The organism is Bifidobacterium polysaccharolyticum, assembly GCF_016101585.1.
GTDB lineage: Bacteria > Actinomycetota > Actinomycetes > Actinomycetales > Bifidobacteriaceae > Bombiscardovia > Bombiscardovia polysaccharolytica.
On record NZ_JACFQG010000005.1, the window covers coordinates 1 to 16,473 of the forward strand.

13 protein-coding genes are annotated in these 16,473 nt (G+C 60.4%); 4 read left to right on the forward strand and 9 right to left on the reverse strand.

From position 1 onward, the window contains the following. Positions 1 to 394: 394 nt before the first annotated feature. The 4 genes from H3T90_RS08170 to H3T90_RS08945 all read left to right on the forward strand — a co-directional run bounded on the left by H3T90_RS08170 (position 395) and on the right by H3T90_RS08945 (position 3,479). Positions 395 to 1,060 (forward strand): NAD(P)H-binding protein, encoded by a 666-nt coding sequence (locus H3T90_RS08170; RefSeq protein ID WP_198230200.1) that lies wholly within the window; start codon positions 395 to 397, stop codon positions 1,058 to 1,060. 188 nt (positions 1,061 to 1,248) lie between these two features. After that, positions 1,249 to 2,001, forward strand: coding sequence for a tyrosine-protein phosphatase (locus H3T90_RS08175; RefSeq protein ID WP_198230201.1), 753 nt, complete (start codon positions 1,249 to 1,251; stop codon positions 1,999 to 2,001). A 68-nt stretch (positions 2,002 to 2,069) separates the two neighbouring features. Beyond that, positions 2,070 to 3,008, forward strand: a complete 939-nt coding sequence (locus H3T90_RS08180) for an aldo/keto reductase (RefSeq protein WP_110424647.1) — start codon at positions 2,070 to 2,072, stop codon at positions 3,006 to 3,008. Between the two features lie 219 nt (positions 3,009 to 3,227). Beyond that, the gene (locus tag H3T90_RS08945; RefSeq protein ID WP_046322106.1) at positions 3,228 to 3,479 is read left to right on the forward strand and encodes a hypothetical protein; all 252 of its coding nucleotides are present in this window, start codon (positions 3,228 to 3,230) and stop codon (positions 3,477 to 3,479) included. A 214-nt stretch (positions 3,480 to 3,693) separates the two neighbouring features. On the opposite strand, the gene H3T90_RS08185 is transcribed toward H3T90_RS08945, so the two are convergent. The 9 genes from H3T90_RS08185 to H3T90_RS08225 form a co-directional block, all read right to left on the reverse strand. After that, positions 3,694 to 4,512 (reverse strand): nitroreductase family protein, encoded by an 819-nt coding sequence (locus H3T90_RS08185; protein WP_198230202.1) that lies wholly within the window; start codon positions 4,510 to 4,512, stop codon positions 3,694 to 3,696. Positions 4,513 to 4,988: 476 nt separating this feature from the next. After that, positions 4,989 to 5,372, reverse strand: a complete 384-nt coding sequence (locus H3T90_RS08190) for a nuclear transport factor 2 family protein (protein WP_198230203.1) — start codon at positions 5,370 to 5,372, stop codon at positions 4,989 to 4,991. Between the two features lie 125 nt (positions 5,373 to 5,497). Further along, positions 5,498 to 6,340 carry a formate/nitrite transporter family protein gene (locus H3T90_RS08195; RefSeq protein WP_232350657.1) on the reverse strand — a complete coding sequence of 281 codons (843 nt, stop codon included), beginning with the start codon at positions 6,338 to 6,340 and terminating at the stop codon, positions 5,498 to 5,500. A gap of 121 nt (positions 6,341 to 6,461) precedes the next feature. Then, entirely contained in the window at positions 6,462 to 9,287 is a 2,826-nt protein-coding gene (locus tag H3T90_RS08200) for an ABC transporter ATP-binding protein/permease (protein WP_198230205.1), read from the reverse strand. Between the two features lie 103 nt (positions 9,288 to 9,390). Continuing rightward, positions 9,391 to 12,849, reverse strand: a complete 3,459-nt coding sequence (locus tag H3T90_RS08205) for an FtsX-like permease family protein (RefSeq protein ID WP_198230206.1) — start codon at positions 12,847 to 12,849, stop codon at positions 9,391 to 9,393. A 2-nt stretch (positions 12,850 to 12,851) separates the two neighbouring features. Then, positions 12,852 to 13,553 (reverse strand): ABC transporter ATP-binding protein, encoded by a 702-nt coding sequence (locus H3T90_RS08210; RefSeq protein WP_198230262.1) that lies wholly within the window; start codon positions 13,551 to 13,553, stop codon positions 12,852 to 12,854. Between the two features lie 164 nt (positions 13,554 to 13,717). Further along, positions 13,718 to 15,169 carry an ABC transporter ATP-binding protein gene (locus tag H3T90_RS08215; RefSeq protein ID WP_198230207.1) on the reverse strand — a complete coding sequence of 484 codons (1,452 nt, stop codon included), beginning with the start codon at positions 15,167 to 15,169 and terminating at the stop codon, positions 13,718 to 13,720. Further along, a complete protein-coding gene (locus H3T90_RS08220; protein ID WP_198230208.1) occupies positions 15,147 to 15,845 on the reverse strand; it encodes an energy-coupling factor transporter transmembrane component T in 699 nt (232 codons plus the stop codon). Before H3T90_RS08220 ends, H3T90_RS08215 begins: the two co-directional genes overlap by 23 nt. Beyond that, positions 15,842 to 16,450, reverse strand: a complete 609-nt coding sequence (locus H3T90_RS08225) for an MptD family putative ECF transporter S component (RefSeq protein WP_015021078.1) — start codon at positions 16,448 to 16,450, stop codon at positions 15,842 to 15,844. Before H3T90_RS08225 ends, H3T90_RS08220 begins: the two co-directional genes overlap by 4 nt. Positions 16,451 to 16,473 lie beyond the last annotated feature (23 nt).

Below are 16,473 nucleotides of genomic sequence, written 5' to 3' on the forward strand. Positions count from 1 at the left end.
CCGAACCCGGAAGCTAAGACCCAGCACGGCAATGGTACTGCACCCGGAAGAGTGTGGGAGAGTAGCACACCGCCGCCACAACACGTGAACGAGGGAGGCGTCTTCAGGAGAACAATCCTGAAGACACCTCCTTTTTTATACCCGTCTCAGACCTATATTTGAAAATTCCAGTCTCCGTGCATAAAGACACATGCCAAGCAAGGGAACACGGTTAATCGGGACAAGTCAGGTTGCCTTTCACTTGGGCAGTCTGCGATTTGATTTTCGGGAGCCCTGATGCCGCAGCTGTCGCTCGCTTTGCCACCTTGACTTTGCCACCTGTTGTTTATTGTCTAGGACACCTAAAATGAAAACAGCCGAATCAGGCGCGTAAACACATAGGCGAAGAAAGCGGATGAGCATGGGCAAAAGAATCATTCTTGTAGGAGCTACCGGCAGAGTGGGTGCATTGACACTGGAGGATCTGGTCAAAGCCGGCCATGAGGTGGTGGCCTGTGCACGAGGAGCCTCGAAGATTCCGGCCAGCCGGCAGGTGGAGCCTACGACCCTGGATCTGCATGACCCGCTCTCCCAGGTAACCGACGTGTTCCGCAAGATGCATGCGGACGCCGTTGTTTTCACTGCTGGTTCGCGTGGCAAAGACATCAACCAGATTGATGCCCTGGGAGCGATGAAGACCATAGAGGCCGCCAAAGCGGTCGGCATCACCAGGTACGTCATGTTGGGGGCCATGTATGCAGCCGACTGGCTGCGCTGGGAACAGCCCCAGGTCAAGCCTGCCATTGATGCCCTTGCCGACTATTACGTGACCAAGAACATGGCCGACCAGTACCTGATCGGCTCCGGACTGGACTACACCATCATCGAGCCGGGCAGCCTGACCGAGCAGAACGGCACCGGAGCCATCCAGGTAGAGCCGGACGGGCCCGGACCCATACCGATCCCCGATGTGGCACAATGCCTGGCCGACTGTGTCGACCTGCCGCAGACCGTAGGCCGGATCTACAACATCGTCGGAGGCAGCACTCCCATCAGACAAGCCCTCACCGCAAAGCGGTGACAGAAACCCATCTAGTTCCTCGACAGCGGCTTTTGACGCCAACCATGGCGTGTCTGCATAGCAACGGGGATGGTACCTTGGGTGCAATGTTTGTTGCTTGTTGATTGCGCGCTGGTACACCGGGCTCCTGTTATTTTTATGGAGGCGGGGGTGGCTTAGAGACAGGGCGGATATTAAGGAGGTCGTCGATGAACATTACCAATTTTCGTGATCTAGGAGGTATACGGACCATTCATGGCCGTCTGGTCCGTCCCAACAAGTTCATCCGCTCCGGGCAATTAGTGGGTCTGGACGAAGACACTAAGAAGGAGCTGGTCGACCGCTACCAGGTGACCCAGGTCGTGGACTTCCGCCGGCCTTTCGAGATACAGGAAAGTCCAGACGACCGGATCGACGGTGTGACCTTTACCAACATTGATCTGCTGGAGCAAAGCGGCACCAACAGCGCCAGCCTGGACGATTTCGCCTCGATAGGTTCGGCGGATCAGGTCAACGGGCACATGCTGAATGTCTACCATGACCTGGTCATGAGTCCTGCGGCCCAGCAGGGGTATGGGAGATTCCTGCGCATCGTCGTGGACAACACCCAGGGGGCTACTCTTTTCCACTGCTTTGCCGGCAAGGACCGGACCGGGTTCGCCGCGGCACTGGTGCTCTGGCTGCTGGAAGTGGACGACGATCAGATATTCGCGGATTATCTGAAGACCAACAAAGAGAGGGTTGCTGCCAACAATCAACTGCTGGACCAATTCCGCGCCAAAGGCTTTGACCAGGATTCGTTGGATGCGCTACAAATTGCGCTCTGCGTCAAGAAAGAGTACCTGGCTCATGCCCAAGAAGCCATGGTCGAGGCCTACGGGGATGTCTTCGCCTATGCGCGTCAGGCTTTGGGGTTCGGGCCGGACCAGGTGGAGGCCCTGCGTAGCAACCTGCTGGAGTAGCCGCACCAGGCTGGAGGTAGCTGATACGGGTAGACTCGAGCTTAGACGTCAATCACGAGGAGGACATTGTGCGATACATGAATTTAGGACGGTCAGGATTCCGGGCCTCCCGTGTGGCCCTAGGGGTCATGCGGATCGATCAGAAGAGCCGCGAGGAGGCGCGGACCATTGTGGAGACGGCCATGAATGCGGGCGTGGACTTCTTTGATACAGCAGACTGCTACCATGCCGGGGCCAGCAGCCGCGCCCTGGGGCAGGCTCTGAAGGATCTGAGCGTAGACCGTGACAGCGTGGGCATCCAGACCAAGTTCGGCATTTTCCGCAACCCGGACAGCGACCAGATCACTCGCTATGACTTCTCCAAGGATCATCTGCTGAAGGCCCTGGATGAAGAGCTGGTCAATCTGCAGACCGACCATGTCGATTTCGTGCTGCTGCATCGCCCCGACACTCTGGTCGACCTGGACGATTTGGCTGAAGCCTTCAATGAACTGCAGTCCAGCGGGAAGGTTCGGCACTTCGGCGTCAGCAACGTCAACCCCATGCAGGTGGAGCTGCTGCAGAGCGCGGTAAGCCAGCGGTTGGAGGTCAACCAACTGCAGTTCGGCCTGGGGCACACCGGCATGGTCGACCAGGAGATTCATGTCAATATGGGCGACGATCCCAGCCTGGATCACGATGGCGGTCTTCTGGCCTATTCACGGCTGAAGTCCATGACCATTCAGGCTTGGAGCCCCTTCCAGACCGGATACTTCGACGGGGTCTTCCTGGACAATCCCCACTACCCCGAACTCAATGCCGAGCTGGACAAACTGGCCAAGCAGCATGGAGTGACCAAGAGTGCAATCGCAGTGGCTTGGATTCTACGGCACCCCGCCGGCATACAGGTGCTTCTGGGATCCATGAACCCTGAGCGCATCACCCAGATGGCAGCTGGTGCAGATGTGGATCTGACCGCCCAGGAATGGTACGACCTCTATCTGAGCGCCGGTCACGACCTGCCCTGATCCCTGCCTGCTGTAGGGTCGCTCACGTCCGTTCGGTTTCTGCCCTTGCCGCTTCAGGTTATGAAGGATTGTGCTCTGCCAGTCTGATCTTGCATCAATTTTCATGCATCATCGGTTTGCGTCATTTGGCAGGGCCTGCTTTATCGGGCATTGGGCGTCATGAGTGCAAAAGTGCGCAGAAGGATAGTCAGATCGGTTGCGAGGTAGTCGTACGCTGTCATGCATTATTTCACCCCACGACGTTGCGCTGCTACGTCCAAGATCATGTATCACGATCGGGCCAAGGCCCAGCAGGCCGCCGACCGCAGCATGGTCGAACGCAACGTTCTTCTGTGGGTCTACCGTTGCGATTACTGCGGAAGCTGGCATCTAACTAGCCATGAGCCGGGCTCCTACCAGCGTATGAGGACTGCCTCGCGAGCTTTGAAACCACACAGCCGCAAACGTGGGTACAAGCCTCGTCGCAGGTGAGGCAGTCATTGTCTCTCTGCAACCCCAGCGTTCTTGGTGATTGCCAAGCTGATTCTGATTGATTCCGACGGCCCCGAGCAGCAAGATTGGATTCCACTGATCTCGCTGTTTGGGGCCGATTGGACTTCGTCTATTCACCCAAGGCTGGTGGACTAGGCAGGTGAACTTATCGGGTGGCCATTGCGGTTGACTGGCTGGCAGGGATTTCGTCGCCTTAGCAGGCTGGGTCGAATCCCTGTCGGCGGATCGAATCCAGCATGGGTTCATGGCCGGAGGCGGGATTGCGAACCTTGTCAGCCATAATGGCACTGAATGAGCGGTGGGGAGCGTCCATGTGCCGGATGTCCCGATAATAGCGGGTGACCGTCTGGTCGAAGTCGACCAGGGCATCCTTCATGTCTGCATCTTCATCGGCTCTCTGATAGGTGTTGGTGAAGATTTGCGCCTGACGAGGCATCCTGGGTTTGGGATCCGGATCCTGGGCCGGGTGACCGATGGCAAGACCCAGCACCGGATAGACCAGTTTGGGCAGCTTGAGCAGATCAATCAATCTGTTTGTGTCATTGATGACGCTGCCCAGAATGACTCCGCCCAGGCCCAAGGCGTTGGCTGCGGTCTCCATGGCGTGCAGGGCCAAGACCGCATCGTTCTGCGACTGCAGGAAGACATACCCGGTGTTGAGCAGGGTGGTATCGGGATCCACATCATCGGCGAATCGTCGAACCAGATCTGCATTGCGACGCTGGTCGGCTAGGAAGATGTAGAGCAGCGGAGCTTCGGCGACATAGTGCTGATGGGCCATATCGGCGATGGCAAGCGCCTCATCATGATCAGTGACTCTGATGGCCGACCATTCATGGAAATACCGGCTGGTCGCTGCATGCTGGGCCGCCTGCTCCAGCAGGGCGACGGTCTGGTCGTCAACCGGCTCGTCGGTGAATCCGCGGATGGAGCGTCGCTCAAGCAAGGTCCGTATGGTGGGATTGTCGGTCGGATTCGTGGCCGAGGTTTTCTGTGAATTTGCTAAGGTCATTTTGATATTCTGGCCGTCAATGCCTGCCAATGCAAGACCTTGTCGCCAAAATCACGCAATCAGCGTTATCGGGCACTGCCCGGTTGTCGGTTGGCATCCTATGCTTTCAGCGCTGGTGGCGGCGATCAATCAGAGCCTGGGAACCACGCTCGAACAGGCCGGAGACCAGGGCGGTGACGGCTGCCGACAGCATGCCGAAGAGGAGCCCGGGAGGCCTGGACCATTGTGAAGAAAGTCATGAGTGTATGAGTGGGTTCTCTTCCACATAAACGGATTGTCGAGCAGACTGCGATTATAATGTCAGCAAAACGACACTGAAGTAGCTGGATTGGTCTTGGCTCAACATATCAATGTTGCAGGCGTTTGGATGGTTGAGGAGGATTTTGGACTCAGCTTAAAAGAGGTATCCGTATCCTGGAGCGGTTGCGGCGTCTCCCTGCCTGCTTTGTTTTCGTTCTTTCTTATACCGCTGGAGGTCAGAAGAGACCGTTGCTGTTGCGGGATTGTACGCCTTTCACGTTGTGCTCGATGATGTTCCCGTGCTCAGCCAGCTGGCCGCCCTGCAGCCGGTAGATATCGCAAACCTCGCTGGTATGGCCGTTCTTCAGCGTGCACTTGAAGAAGACATGGACCATGTCGTCCTCGCTGTTTAGCCTGATGATCACGATTTGCGGGCCAAGGGACAGGAAGCCCTTGATGGACTCCAGGAAACCCGCTTTCCCGTCGGCACAGGTTGGATTGTGCTGGATGTAGTCGTCCCGCATGAACCTGTCGATATTGCTGGTGTCTCCCCGAGTGAAGACCTGGTCGTAGAATGCTTGCGCCAGGGACTTGCAGGCTGCCGTTTCAGTCTCGCTCATCAGGAATCTTCGTTTTCTGCTTATACATAGGCTTTCGAGTTTTTCATGATGGGTGTCTTCGCTCAGGCTCGTAGGCGCGTATAAAACCAAGATGAGCAGGTGGATGGCGGCTGACGGGAAGGCTATCAGGCCTTGAAGTGGCGCTCGTCGTTCATTGTGGCGAAGTTCAGGCCGATCAGGATGCCGCCGCCTATGTAGTTGCCAAGCATAGCCACCAGGACCACCAGAATCGCCTTCCAGGCGTTGACCCGCCCGAAGAGACCCAGGATGAGGAAAAGGGCCGAATCCGCTATCGAGTGCTCGAAACCGCAGAAGGCGAAGACGAAGACGGCCACGACCATGATGATGCACTTGGTGAAGTCGTTGGAAAGCTTGCCGTTGTAGACCATGAGCATGGCGATGTTGATGCAGAAGTTGCACAGGATGCCGCGCACGAAGAGGTCCGCGAAGCCCATGGGACCGCCTGAGACGTAGCCGATCTTGGTCGTCGCGGCCGCCAGCATCTGGTCCAGGGTGGGACCGCTGACGATGGATGAGAATCGCAGGATGGCGGCCACGATCAGGGCTCCGACCAGGTTGCCCAGAAGGCAGAGGACCAGGATACGCAGGGAGGCCAGCCAGCCCAGGCGCTTGTGATAGGCGCCTATGGTGACCACCATCATGTTGGACGTCAGCAGTTCCGAGTTGGTGTAGTAGATCAGGACCAGGGCCCAGCCGAAGGTGGTCGCCGCCAGGACCCGGCCTGCCAGAATCAGGCCGTGATCGGCGGGGTTTTGTCCGGCCTGGCCCATGATGACAAAGAAGGCCGTGAAGAAAATGCCCACAAAAAGGCCGGCCATGGTGGCTCGCTGCATGTACTTGCCGGTCAGGGCGCCGCTCATGGTCTTCTTGCTCTCGACCACGTCCAGGACGGTGCTGATAAAGGCCCGCCCGGGGAAGAGGGGCTGTCTGTTCTGTTGATCTGTCATCTGATTGGGTTGCTCATTCACGGGGTTCATTATGGCATTCCCGAGTAAAGAGGGACCGCCCTTAGGGCCCTACTGTGCGGGAATTCACTTCTTTGCCGGTATCACCCAGCATCACTTAGTGTTACTCGGTGCGCAGGGCGGTGGCAGGATCCTGCTTGGCCGCCTTCCGTGAGGGGATCAGGCCGCCGATCAGGGTCAGGACCACGCTCAGAATGACCAGAGCCACGCCACCCGAGGCGGGCAGGGCCGCATTCACCTCGGTGGTCCCCATGAAATGGTGCATGATGCTGTTGGCCGGAATGATCAGCAGCAGGGTGATGCCCACCCCCAGCAGGCCAGCCAGAAGTCCGATGAGGCCGGTTTCGGCGTTGAAGACGTTGGAGACGTTCCGCTTGGAGGCCCCCATGGCGCGGAGGATGCCGATCTCCTTGGTCCGCTCCAGAACCGATATGTAGGTGATGATGCCGATCATGATGGAGGAGACCACCAGCGAGACCCCGACGAAGGCTATTAGCACGTAGGTGATGACGTTGATGATGGTGGTGACCGAATTCATCATCAGGCCCACGTAGTCGGTATAGACGATCCTGTTCTTCTCCGCGGCCTTGTTGTTGTAGTGCTTGATGGCGTCACCCACGGAATTCTTGTTCTCGAAACTGTCCGTGTAGATGCTGATGCGGGAGGGGGCGTTCCGGGAGATCAGGCCGAAGTCGCTCAGGTTGTCGGCGTAGGTGCCTGTGGATACGTACTGGTTGTAGATGGCGACCAGGGCCTCCTGCGGAGCGGTGGCGATGTACTGGTCGAAGGCCTGGGCCGTCTGTTGCTCAGCTGAGGCCCCAGTGGGGATGCCTGCAGAACCTTGGGCTCTGGCAGCGGCCCCAGCCCGGCCCTGGGCCTCCTGGCCGGCCATGGCTGCCGAGCCTTTCATGATCTCCTGGGCCATGCTGGCCTTCTGGCTAACGCCCAAGGATGCGATGTAGGCCTTGGCATCGTTGGCCTTGGCCGCATCGTCGGAGGGAGCGAAGGCCATTCCGTTGAGGACGCTGTGGCCCTGGTCAGCCTCCTGGTCGGTGACGATGGGGCTGGTCTTGGCCTGGTCAATCAGGTAATCGGTCAGCTGGCGGGTGTACCCGACGCCCACCTTGAGCGGCGTGGCCTTGGCCCCCTGGTTGGGGCGAACGATGCCGACGATGTGCAACTGCAGACCCTGGTCGGCGGCCTTGGACATCTGGTCGGTGCTGTCGCCGATGTAGTGGTAGTGGCCGTCGGTCCCCTTGGCATACTGGGCCGCAGCGGGCACCAGGGAGAGCTTCTGGTCCATGGCCTTGGCGTATTCGATGGGCTTGGTGTCGACCTTGACCTCCTGGCCGCTGTTGAGCTTGTTCATCATGTCGGTGTACTGGCTGGAGGGGAGGATGCCCAGCTTGTAGAGGCTGGTGACGGGCATCTGGTTGTTCTTGTCCAGCACCAGGACCACCTGGTCCTTGGCCTTGGGCCAGGTGCCGTTCACCACCTGGTAGTTGTCGGTCACCACCTTGCTGATGGTGGTCTTGGCATCGGCGCCAGGCATGATTTCACCGAAGATCTCCGGGGCCTTGTTCTTTTCGGTCTTGCCGGTCAGGTAGGACATCTGCATGGACTGGATGTCGCCCATGTCGCTGTCGGTGTTGGCCGTGGCCATCTGGCTAGCGGTGGAGCTGGCGTCGTCCTGCCCGCCCATGGTCACCTTGTCTGCAGAGACCAGCTTGCCGTCCGGATCGTGCCCGAAGACCGAGAACTTGGTGGCGTAGGAGTACTGGATGCCAACGGACCCCACGTACTGGTGGATTTCGCTCTTGGGATTGTCCAAGTATTTTTTGAAGTCTGTCAGATTGTTCTGGGTGATGCTGCTGGTCAGGCTGGAGGCCCCCTTGATGCTGGAGTCGTCTGGCTGAATGGCCTTGAGATCCTTGTGGGCCTTGGCCTCCTTCTGGGATTCCTGGGCGGAGTCCACTATCTTGTTCAGGTCGAAGGACTGCTCCTGAATGGTGATGGGGTAGGAGGTCATGGTCTCCCGCTGCACCCTGTCGATGTAGCGGTTGACCCCGGTGGATACGGACAGGATCAGGGCGATGCCGATAATGCCGATGGACCCGGCGAAGGAGGTCAGGGCCGTCCGGGCCTTCTTGGTTCGAAGATTGTTGAAGCTCAGCGACAAGGATGTCAGCAACCCCATGGAGGCCTTGCCGAAGGTGCGGTGGCGGGCCCGGCGAATGGGCACTTGGTCGTCGGGCAGGGGGTCGGAGTCGCTGATAACCGATCCGTCGTGCAGCTCTACGATTCTGGTGGCGTACTGGTGGGCCAGCTCCGGGTTGTGGGTGACCATGACCACCAGCCGGTCCTGGGCCACCTCCTTGAGTAGGTCCATGATCTGGATGGAGGTCTCGGAGTCCAGGGCTCCGGTGGGCTCGTCGGCCAGGAGGATGCGGGGGTTGTTGACCAGGGCCCTGGCGATGGCAACCCGCTGCATCTGCCCGCCCGAGAGCTGGTTTGGCCGCTTGTTCACATGCTGACCCAGCCCTACCTGCTCAAGGGCCTTCCTGGCCCGCTCCCGCCGCTCCTGCCGGTGTACGCCCGAGATGGTCAGGGCCAGTTCCACGTTGGACAGGATGCTCTGGTGGGGGATCAGGTTGTAACTCTGGAAGACGAAGCCCACGGTGTGGTTGCGGTAGGAATCCCAGTCCCGGTCCTTGTATTTCTTTGTGGAGGTGCCGTTGATGATCAGGTCGCCCTGGTCATAGCGGTCCAGCCCGCCGATGATGTTGAGCAGGGTGGTCTTGCCGGAGCCGGAGGGGCCCAGGATGGCCACGAACTCGTTGTCGCGCAGGTTGACGCTGACATCATTCAAGGCCTGCTGGACGAAGTCCCCTGTTTTGTATTGTTTGGAGATGTGTTCGATCTGCAGCACCGTCGTCCTCCGCTTTCTGGATTCTCAATGGCTCAATGGCATGGACTTATGGACTCTTGGAGTGCCAGCTTACGCCATGAGCATGGGTAAATGCCGATATGGCCTAGTCCACCGACTTAAGAGCCTCGAGCATGTCCACGTGCTTGAGCTTGTTGTTGACCATCCAGCCCAGGCCGGCCGTGATGACGGTGATCATGACCAGGGGCACGACGAAGGCCACCCAGCTGATGGAGGGGTCAAAGAGGACGTTGTCCGGAGGGACGGTGGTGATGATGTAGTGGTGCAGCCAGGCCCCGAACCCGTACCCGGCCAGGACGCCGATAGCCGATAGGAGGATGGTCTCCCGGTAGATGTACATGGTCACCTCGCGGTCGTAGAAGCCCAGCACCTTGATGGTGCTCAGCTCGCGGATCCGCTCCTCCACGTTCAGGTTGGTCAGATTGTAGAGGATGACCAGGGCCAGCAGGGTGGCCACGATGATCAGCACCTGCATGATCATGTTCAGGGACGTGACCACGGTGTCGATCTGGCTCATCAGAGTCGTGTTTTGCACCACTCCCTGGATCCCGTCGATCCGCATGAAGGAGGCGGCCTGTCTTCTGGTGTTCTCCGCGCTGGAGTCCTTGAAGGTGACCAGGTGGGCGTTGGGCGAGAAGTCCTGGTGGAAGACGGTCCTGTAAGCCGATGGGCTCATGAAGATGAAGTGCCCCAGGTACATCTCGCAGATGCCATCCACCCGCATGGTTCTGTTCCTGCCACCTGAATCCTGCAGGGTGATCCTGTCGCCGGTCCTGGTCCCCGTCAGCTGGGCGATCCGTTCGGACAGGATCACACCGTCGCCCTTGAGGTTCAGGGGCTTGTGCCCAGACCGGGTGTTTATGCGGATGAAGTCGTCCAGGTGCTCGGCGCTGGCCGGCGCGATCATGGTGATGGACTGCTTGTCGGCGTTGTGGCCGGCCGTCTTGCTCATCTCCTCGTAGCGCACGTTCAGGGAACGGCTCACATCGGGCTGTTCCAGCCGTTTTTTGATGGATTGACGCTGGTCGGTGGTTGCCTGGCTGTTCTCGGCAGCAATCAGGTCGTAGCGAATGACTTGGCCGAATTGGTGCTCGTTGATGGCCGAGATGGACCCCTGCACACCGAACCCGGCCATCAGGAGAGCCACTGACCCGCAGACACCGAAGATGGTCATCAGCATCCGTTGCTTGTAACGGAAGATGTTCCGGGCGGTGACCTTGTGGGTGAAGTTGAGCCTGTTCCATATCAGGGGGATGCGCTCCAGGAAGATTTTCGATCCGGCGCTGGGGGGCTTGGGCAGGAGGAGGGCCGACGGCTTCTCGCGCAGCTCCCGCCAGGCGCTCAGGAAGGCCGGAACCACGGCGCTCAGGAAGGCCAGCAGGCAGGCCAGGAGAGTTATGGGCAGGTGGAAGCCGTAGTGGATGGGCGGCATGTCGAAGGCATGGGCATAGGCCTGGTAGACGATCCAGGGTAGGAGGGTGTGGCCGGTGATGATACCCAGAAGCGCGCCCAGGGCGGAAGCCGCTCCGCCATAAACCAGGAACTTGGCCATGACATCCCGGTCCCTGTAGCCCAGGGCCTTGAGCGTTCCGGCGTTGATCCGCTCCTCGTCTACGAAACGCGTCATGGTGGTGAAGGTGACCAGGGCAGCAACCAAATACATAAAGTAGGGGAAGACCTTGGCCAGCGAGTCCACGATGAAGGAGACGGATGCGTAGACCTTGTAGCCCTCTGAGCCGGGCGCTTCACGGCGTGAGTCCAGGGCGTAGACCGGCTTTTCCAGACGGCTCAGCTGATCGGCCGCCTGGTTCAGCTTCTTCTGGGAGTCGTCGATCTTCTTCTGGGCGTCCGGGCTCTCCCTGTTGAACTTGTCCAGTTTGGTCTGGTATTCCGCGGTTTTCTGATCCAGGGTGGCCTGGGCCTGGTCGATCTGCCCCTGGGCCGAGGCGCGGCTGCTGGCCAGTTGCTGCCGGGCCTGGGCTATCTTGGTCTTGCCTTGACCCAGCTGAGCTGAGGCTTGGTCAAGCTGTGCCTTGCCCTGGGCCAGTTGGCGCTCGCCCTCCGCAACTTTGGTCCTTGCCTGGGCCAGCTCCCGGCGCTTTGCGTCCAGGGTCTGCTGGTTGGTCGCAACCTGGGCCATGCCGGGTGTGTACTGGTTGGTCATGAAGGCATTGCGGCCCGCCTTGGCCTTGGCCGCCAGGGCGTCGATTTGCGGCGATTGCCGGTTGAGCTCGGTCAGCTGCGCCTGTAGATCGGCCTTCTTGTGGTTGAGCTCCTCCTGCTGCTGGGGGGTCAGCCCGGATGTGGCCAGTTGGGTGTCGATGGTCTGAATGAGGCCGGTGACCTGTGCAATGCCCTGTCTGCATTGCTTCTGCGCTTCCTGGGCCTGGGCCACAGCCTGGTCGGCCTGGGCCTTGCCACCCTCCAGCTGCTGGCGGGAACCATCAAGCTTGGCCTGCCCCTGGTCGATGGCCTGCTGCCCGCGATCTGCCTGCTGCCTGCCCTGGGCCACCTGGCTGGCGGAGGACTGGTACTGCTTCTGCTTTCGGGCCAGCTCGGCCGAGCTCAGGTCTATCTCCTGCTGTCCTTGGTCGATGGCCGCCTGGGCCTGTACCGTCTTGGCGGCCAGTTGGTTCTTTGCGGACTGGATGCTCTGGCCACCCCGGTCCAGATCCTTCCTGGCCTGGTCCAGCTGCTGCCGGTTTCCCTCAAGTTTGTCTCTGGACTGGTTCACCTGGTCCTGCCCCTGGTCCAGCTTCTTCTTTAGGGGGGCCTTGATGGCGTTCAGCCTGGCGGCGGGGCGTCCTGACAGGATCCGGTTCAGGTCGTCCTTGTGGGTTTGCAGGGCCTGGATGTACTGGTCGGAATAGTGGTCCCTGATCCGATCCAGATCCTTGAAGGTCAGGCGGGCGATCATGTACTCGTCCGAGTCGAAGGCCTTTGGCGTGGTCACTGCGTAGGAGTCCAGGGATCCGGATCCGGCTGTGGAGGGGCCCATGTTGACCTTGCTCAGGATCTCGGTCGACCTGACCGTGCCCACCACGTGCAGCCTGTGGTGCTTCAAGACCTTCCTGCCCAGCTGGTCAGCCTTTTCGTCCACCTGGATGCTGCTGCCGATGGGGTGGCTCTCACCCAGGGCCGTGTCGACCGCTATCTGGTCGGGTCTGGTCGGCATGGATCCATCGACCAGCTCATAGGTGGAGATCCGGTCGGGGGCGGAGTAGATGCGCAGGCTCTTGTCGGTGCCCTTGAGCACCACATCTTTCAGATATCCGTATTCGATTCCCGAGTTGCCGGGGGCGGTGTCGATGGCATCCCGATCCTCCTGGTCCAGCCCGTAGCTGCTGATGACCATCAGGTCGGCCAGATGGTGGTTGGACAGGTAGGAGTTGCCGGCCTGCCGCATGTCCGGTCCGGTCACGCTCAGTCCGACCAGGGCGAAGGAGCCCAGCGCCACCAGGCAGACGATGGAGATGAACCGTCCCAGGGACTTACGCAGGGAGACCCGGATGTCGTGCCAGAGCACCTTCCTGACGGGCCGCATCCTCACCACTCCACGTTTTCGATGTCTTCAGGGCTGTCATTGGTCTGCACGGCCTGGACCCGGGCGTCGTGCATGCGGATGACCCTGTCGGCGATGGGGGCGATGGCCGCGTTGTGGGTGACGATGACCACGGTGGCGCCCTTCTTGCGGCACTGGTCCTGGAGGATGCGCAGCACCTGTTTGCCGGTCCGGTAGTCCAGGGCTCCGGTGGGTTCATCACAGAGCAGGATCTTGGGGTTCTTGGCCACGGCCCGGGCGATGGCCACCCGCTGCTGCTCGCCGCCGGAAAGCTGGGCGGGGAAGTTGTCGATCCGGTCGCCCAGGCCCACGTCGACCAGGGTCTGGACCGGGTCTGCGGCATTGTCCACGATCTCCGAGGCCAGTTCCACATTCTCCCTGGCGGTCAGGTTGGCCACCAGGTTGTAGAACTGGAAGACGAAGCCCACGTCGTAGCGGCGGTAGGTGGTCAGCTGCCGGGCGTCGTAGCCGGCGATGTCCTTTCCGTCCACGATCACCTGGCCCTCGTTGCAGGTGTCCATGCCGCCCAGAATGTTCAGCACGGTCGACTTGCCCGCTCCCGAGGCTCCGAGGATGACCACCAGCTCGCCCTTCTCGATAGAGAAGGTGACGGCATTGTTGGCCACGATGGTCGTCTCGCCGGTCACATACCGTTTCGTCTCTCCGATGACGTCGATATAGCCCATCATGCCCTCTCGTAACCCTGACCGTGCGGCGGGGCCGTCCGACGCAAGGGACGCCCTCCTGATGCTCTGTTCCCCACTACTGTATACGTTCGCGGGGTCCGGAGCATAGGAGAACCGCCTGCCGGGCGGCGACATGTTCACCGACTTTGCAAGGGCTCAGAGACTTAAAGGGCTTGCAAGAGGTTGCCTAGTTTGCGGCTGTCCCTGACCGGCCTGCCCTGGCGGAAGGTGATGAACCGCTGGCAGGTCTGGGCCAGGAACTCCTGGTCGTGCGAGATGACGATCACCATGACCCCCAGGGAGCGCATGTAGCGGATCATCCCGGTCACCTGGTTCATGTGGAGCAGGTCCAGACCGCTGGTGGGCTCGTCCAGAACCACCAGGCGCTTGCCCGACAGTATGGCGGCCGCAATGGCCACCCGTTGCTTTTCCCCGCCGGAGAGGGTGTTGGGGTGCCGGCCCAGGAGACGCTCCAGGTCCAGCTTTCGCGCCACCTCCTTGAAGAGGTCGGTCCGTTTGGCCCCAAGGAGCATCTCGCCCTCCACGGTCTCGCTGAAGAGCTGGTAGTTGACATCCTGAAAGACCATGTAGGAGTCCTCGACACGCTCCCTGACGGTCTGCTTGGTCCCATTCAGGCTGATTTCCGACCTGTCGCCAGGTTTGAGCAGTCCGGTCAGGACCGAGGCGAAGGTGCTCTTGCCGGCACCGTTGCGGCCGATGATGCCGGTGATGTCGTCGCTGGACAGGGTCAGGTCGTCCACATCCAGGGCAGGAGGCTGGTCGTGATGGTAGGCATAGGTCAGGTTCCTGACCCGGAGCAGGTCGGGGGTCTTCTCGCTGATGACCCTGGCTGGGGCGCTCGCGTCCTGGCCCGCATCCAGGGTCAAGGCTCGTAGCCCCATGGCCTGACGACTCGGGCCATCCAGCTCCCTCATAGCGGCTGGAGTCAGATGCTCTGTCAGCCCGCCGTCCTTCATGACCAGGAAGTCGTCGGCCAGGCCGTTCAGGTAGTAGAGGCGGTGCTCGATCAGGACCATGGTCAGGCCCCGGTCCTTCAAGCGGCCCAGGATCTGCGCCAGGCCGGCCACTGCTTCGACGTCCAGGTTGCCGGAGGGCTCGTCCATGACCAGGATCTGCGGGTCCATCATGCAGGAGGATGCGATGGCGATCATCTGCTTCTCACCCCCGGAAAGGGAAAAGATGTCCCGGTCCATGAGCGGGGCGATGCCGAAGAGGTCAGCCAACTGGTCTATACGCTCCCGGATGGCCTCCGGCTGGACCCCGGTGTTCTCCAGGGGGAAGGCCAGCTCGCTGCGGACGTCGGTGGTGAAGAACTGGGTCTTGGGATTCTGGAAGACCGACCCTACCTGTTCCGAAAGCCGGTAGATGGGCCGGGCCGTGGTGGGTTCGCCCCCGATCAGGCACTCCCCCTCCAGCTTGCCCTCGTAGAGCTCGGGAATCAGGCCGTTGATGACCCTGGACAGGGTGGTCTTGCCGCAACCGCTCGGTCCGGTGACCACGGTCAGCCGGCCCGGTCCCATCCGGCAGGAGACCTCCTTGAGGGATGGCTGGCTGGCACCTTCGTAGGTGAAGCTAAGCCTGGAACATTGCAACATAGGCTCCACATCCCATAAGGACCAGACCCAGGGCACACATGAGCGCATCCAGTCTGGTGAAGGCAATCCGTTGGATGGAGGTCTTGGGTCCGGGGTCGCCGATCCCCCTGGTCAGGGCGGCCGAGGTCAGGTCGGAGGCCACATTGGTGGCGTTGTTGAGCAGGGGAACGTAGATGTACTCCATGGTTCGCATCGGATGCCGTACCATGTCCCCGGTGGTGACCGCGATCCCCCTGAACTTCATGGCCCGTCTGATCTGGGCATAGTCGTGCCTGACGGTCGGGAAGAAGCGGAAGAGGACGCTGACAGGGATGACCAGCCACTGGGGGGCATGAATCTTGCGCAGCAGGTAGACCAGCTCCGAGACCTTGGTGGTGCCCATCATGAAGGCCGCCACCAGCACCAGGGGGAGGATCCTGCCCACGCCGACGAAGAGGAAGAGCAGATAATGCCCCGGCAGATTCTCGGGGAAGACCATGGCCAGGGAGGCGCCCAGGGCGAAGACCAGGCAGACCAGAAGCCAGGCCTGGCCCTTCCTGATCCTGCCCACGATGACCTGGAAGCTGCAGAAGTAGATGTTGATGGCCAGAACCAGGGGGGTGGGCAGAGTGACAAAGATCAGGGCGTTGGCGAAGATAACCAGCAGGAATCTGGTGTAGATGGAAATGGGCGTCATTGCTTGGCGGGAATCCGGTTGAAATGCCGGTCAACGATCCGGGCGCCTATCCATGCTCCAAGCAGAGCGCCGACCAGGGTAGCCAGAATGCAGACCAGGAAGGTGGCTCCGGTGATGGGCGCGAAGACTCCGTCGATGTACTCCTGGCTCTTGCCTCGACGAACCAGGCTGGCCACGTAGGCGTCCTTCATGAACCAAAGGGGAAGCACGGGACCGGTGCAGCCGAAGGTGAGGATGACGTAGCTCAGGTAACGGGCCAGGTTGGGACGGCTCTCCCTTAGCGAGGACTGAACCAGATCAGCCAGCAGGCCGCAGAAGGCGTAGGGGATGAAGGAGAGGGCGAAGTGGCCGAAGACCAGCAGGAAGAGGCCCATGATGACGCCGACGATGGTGATGGCCCCGAACCTGGGCACGCGGCGGATCATCAGCATGTAGACCGGGCCGGAGACCAGCCCCACCACAGCGGGGATGAAGAGGGAGGACAGGCCGGGCATGACCAGGCCAGCCAGGAAGACGGTGATGAAGTTGCCCACCGCCATACTGACGAAGTAGAGGGCCGTAAAAATGCCGACGTTGACCAGGTCTTTTGTCTTCAGTGCTTTCATAAAGGATCGCTCCCATCCGGGTG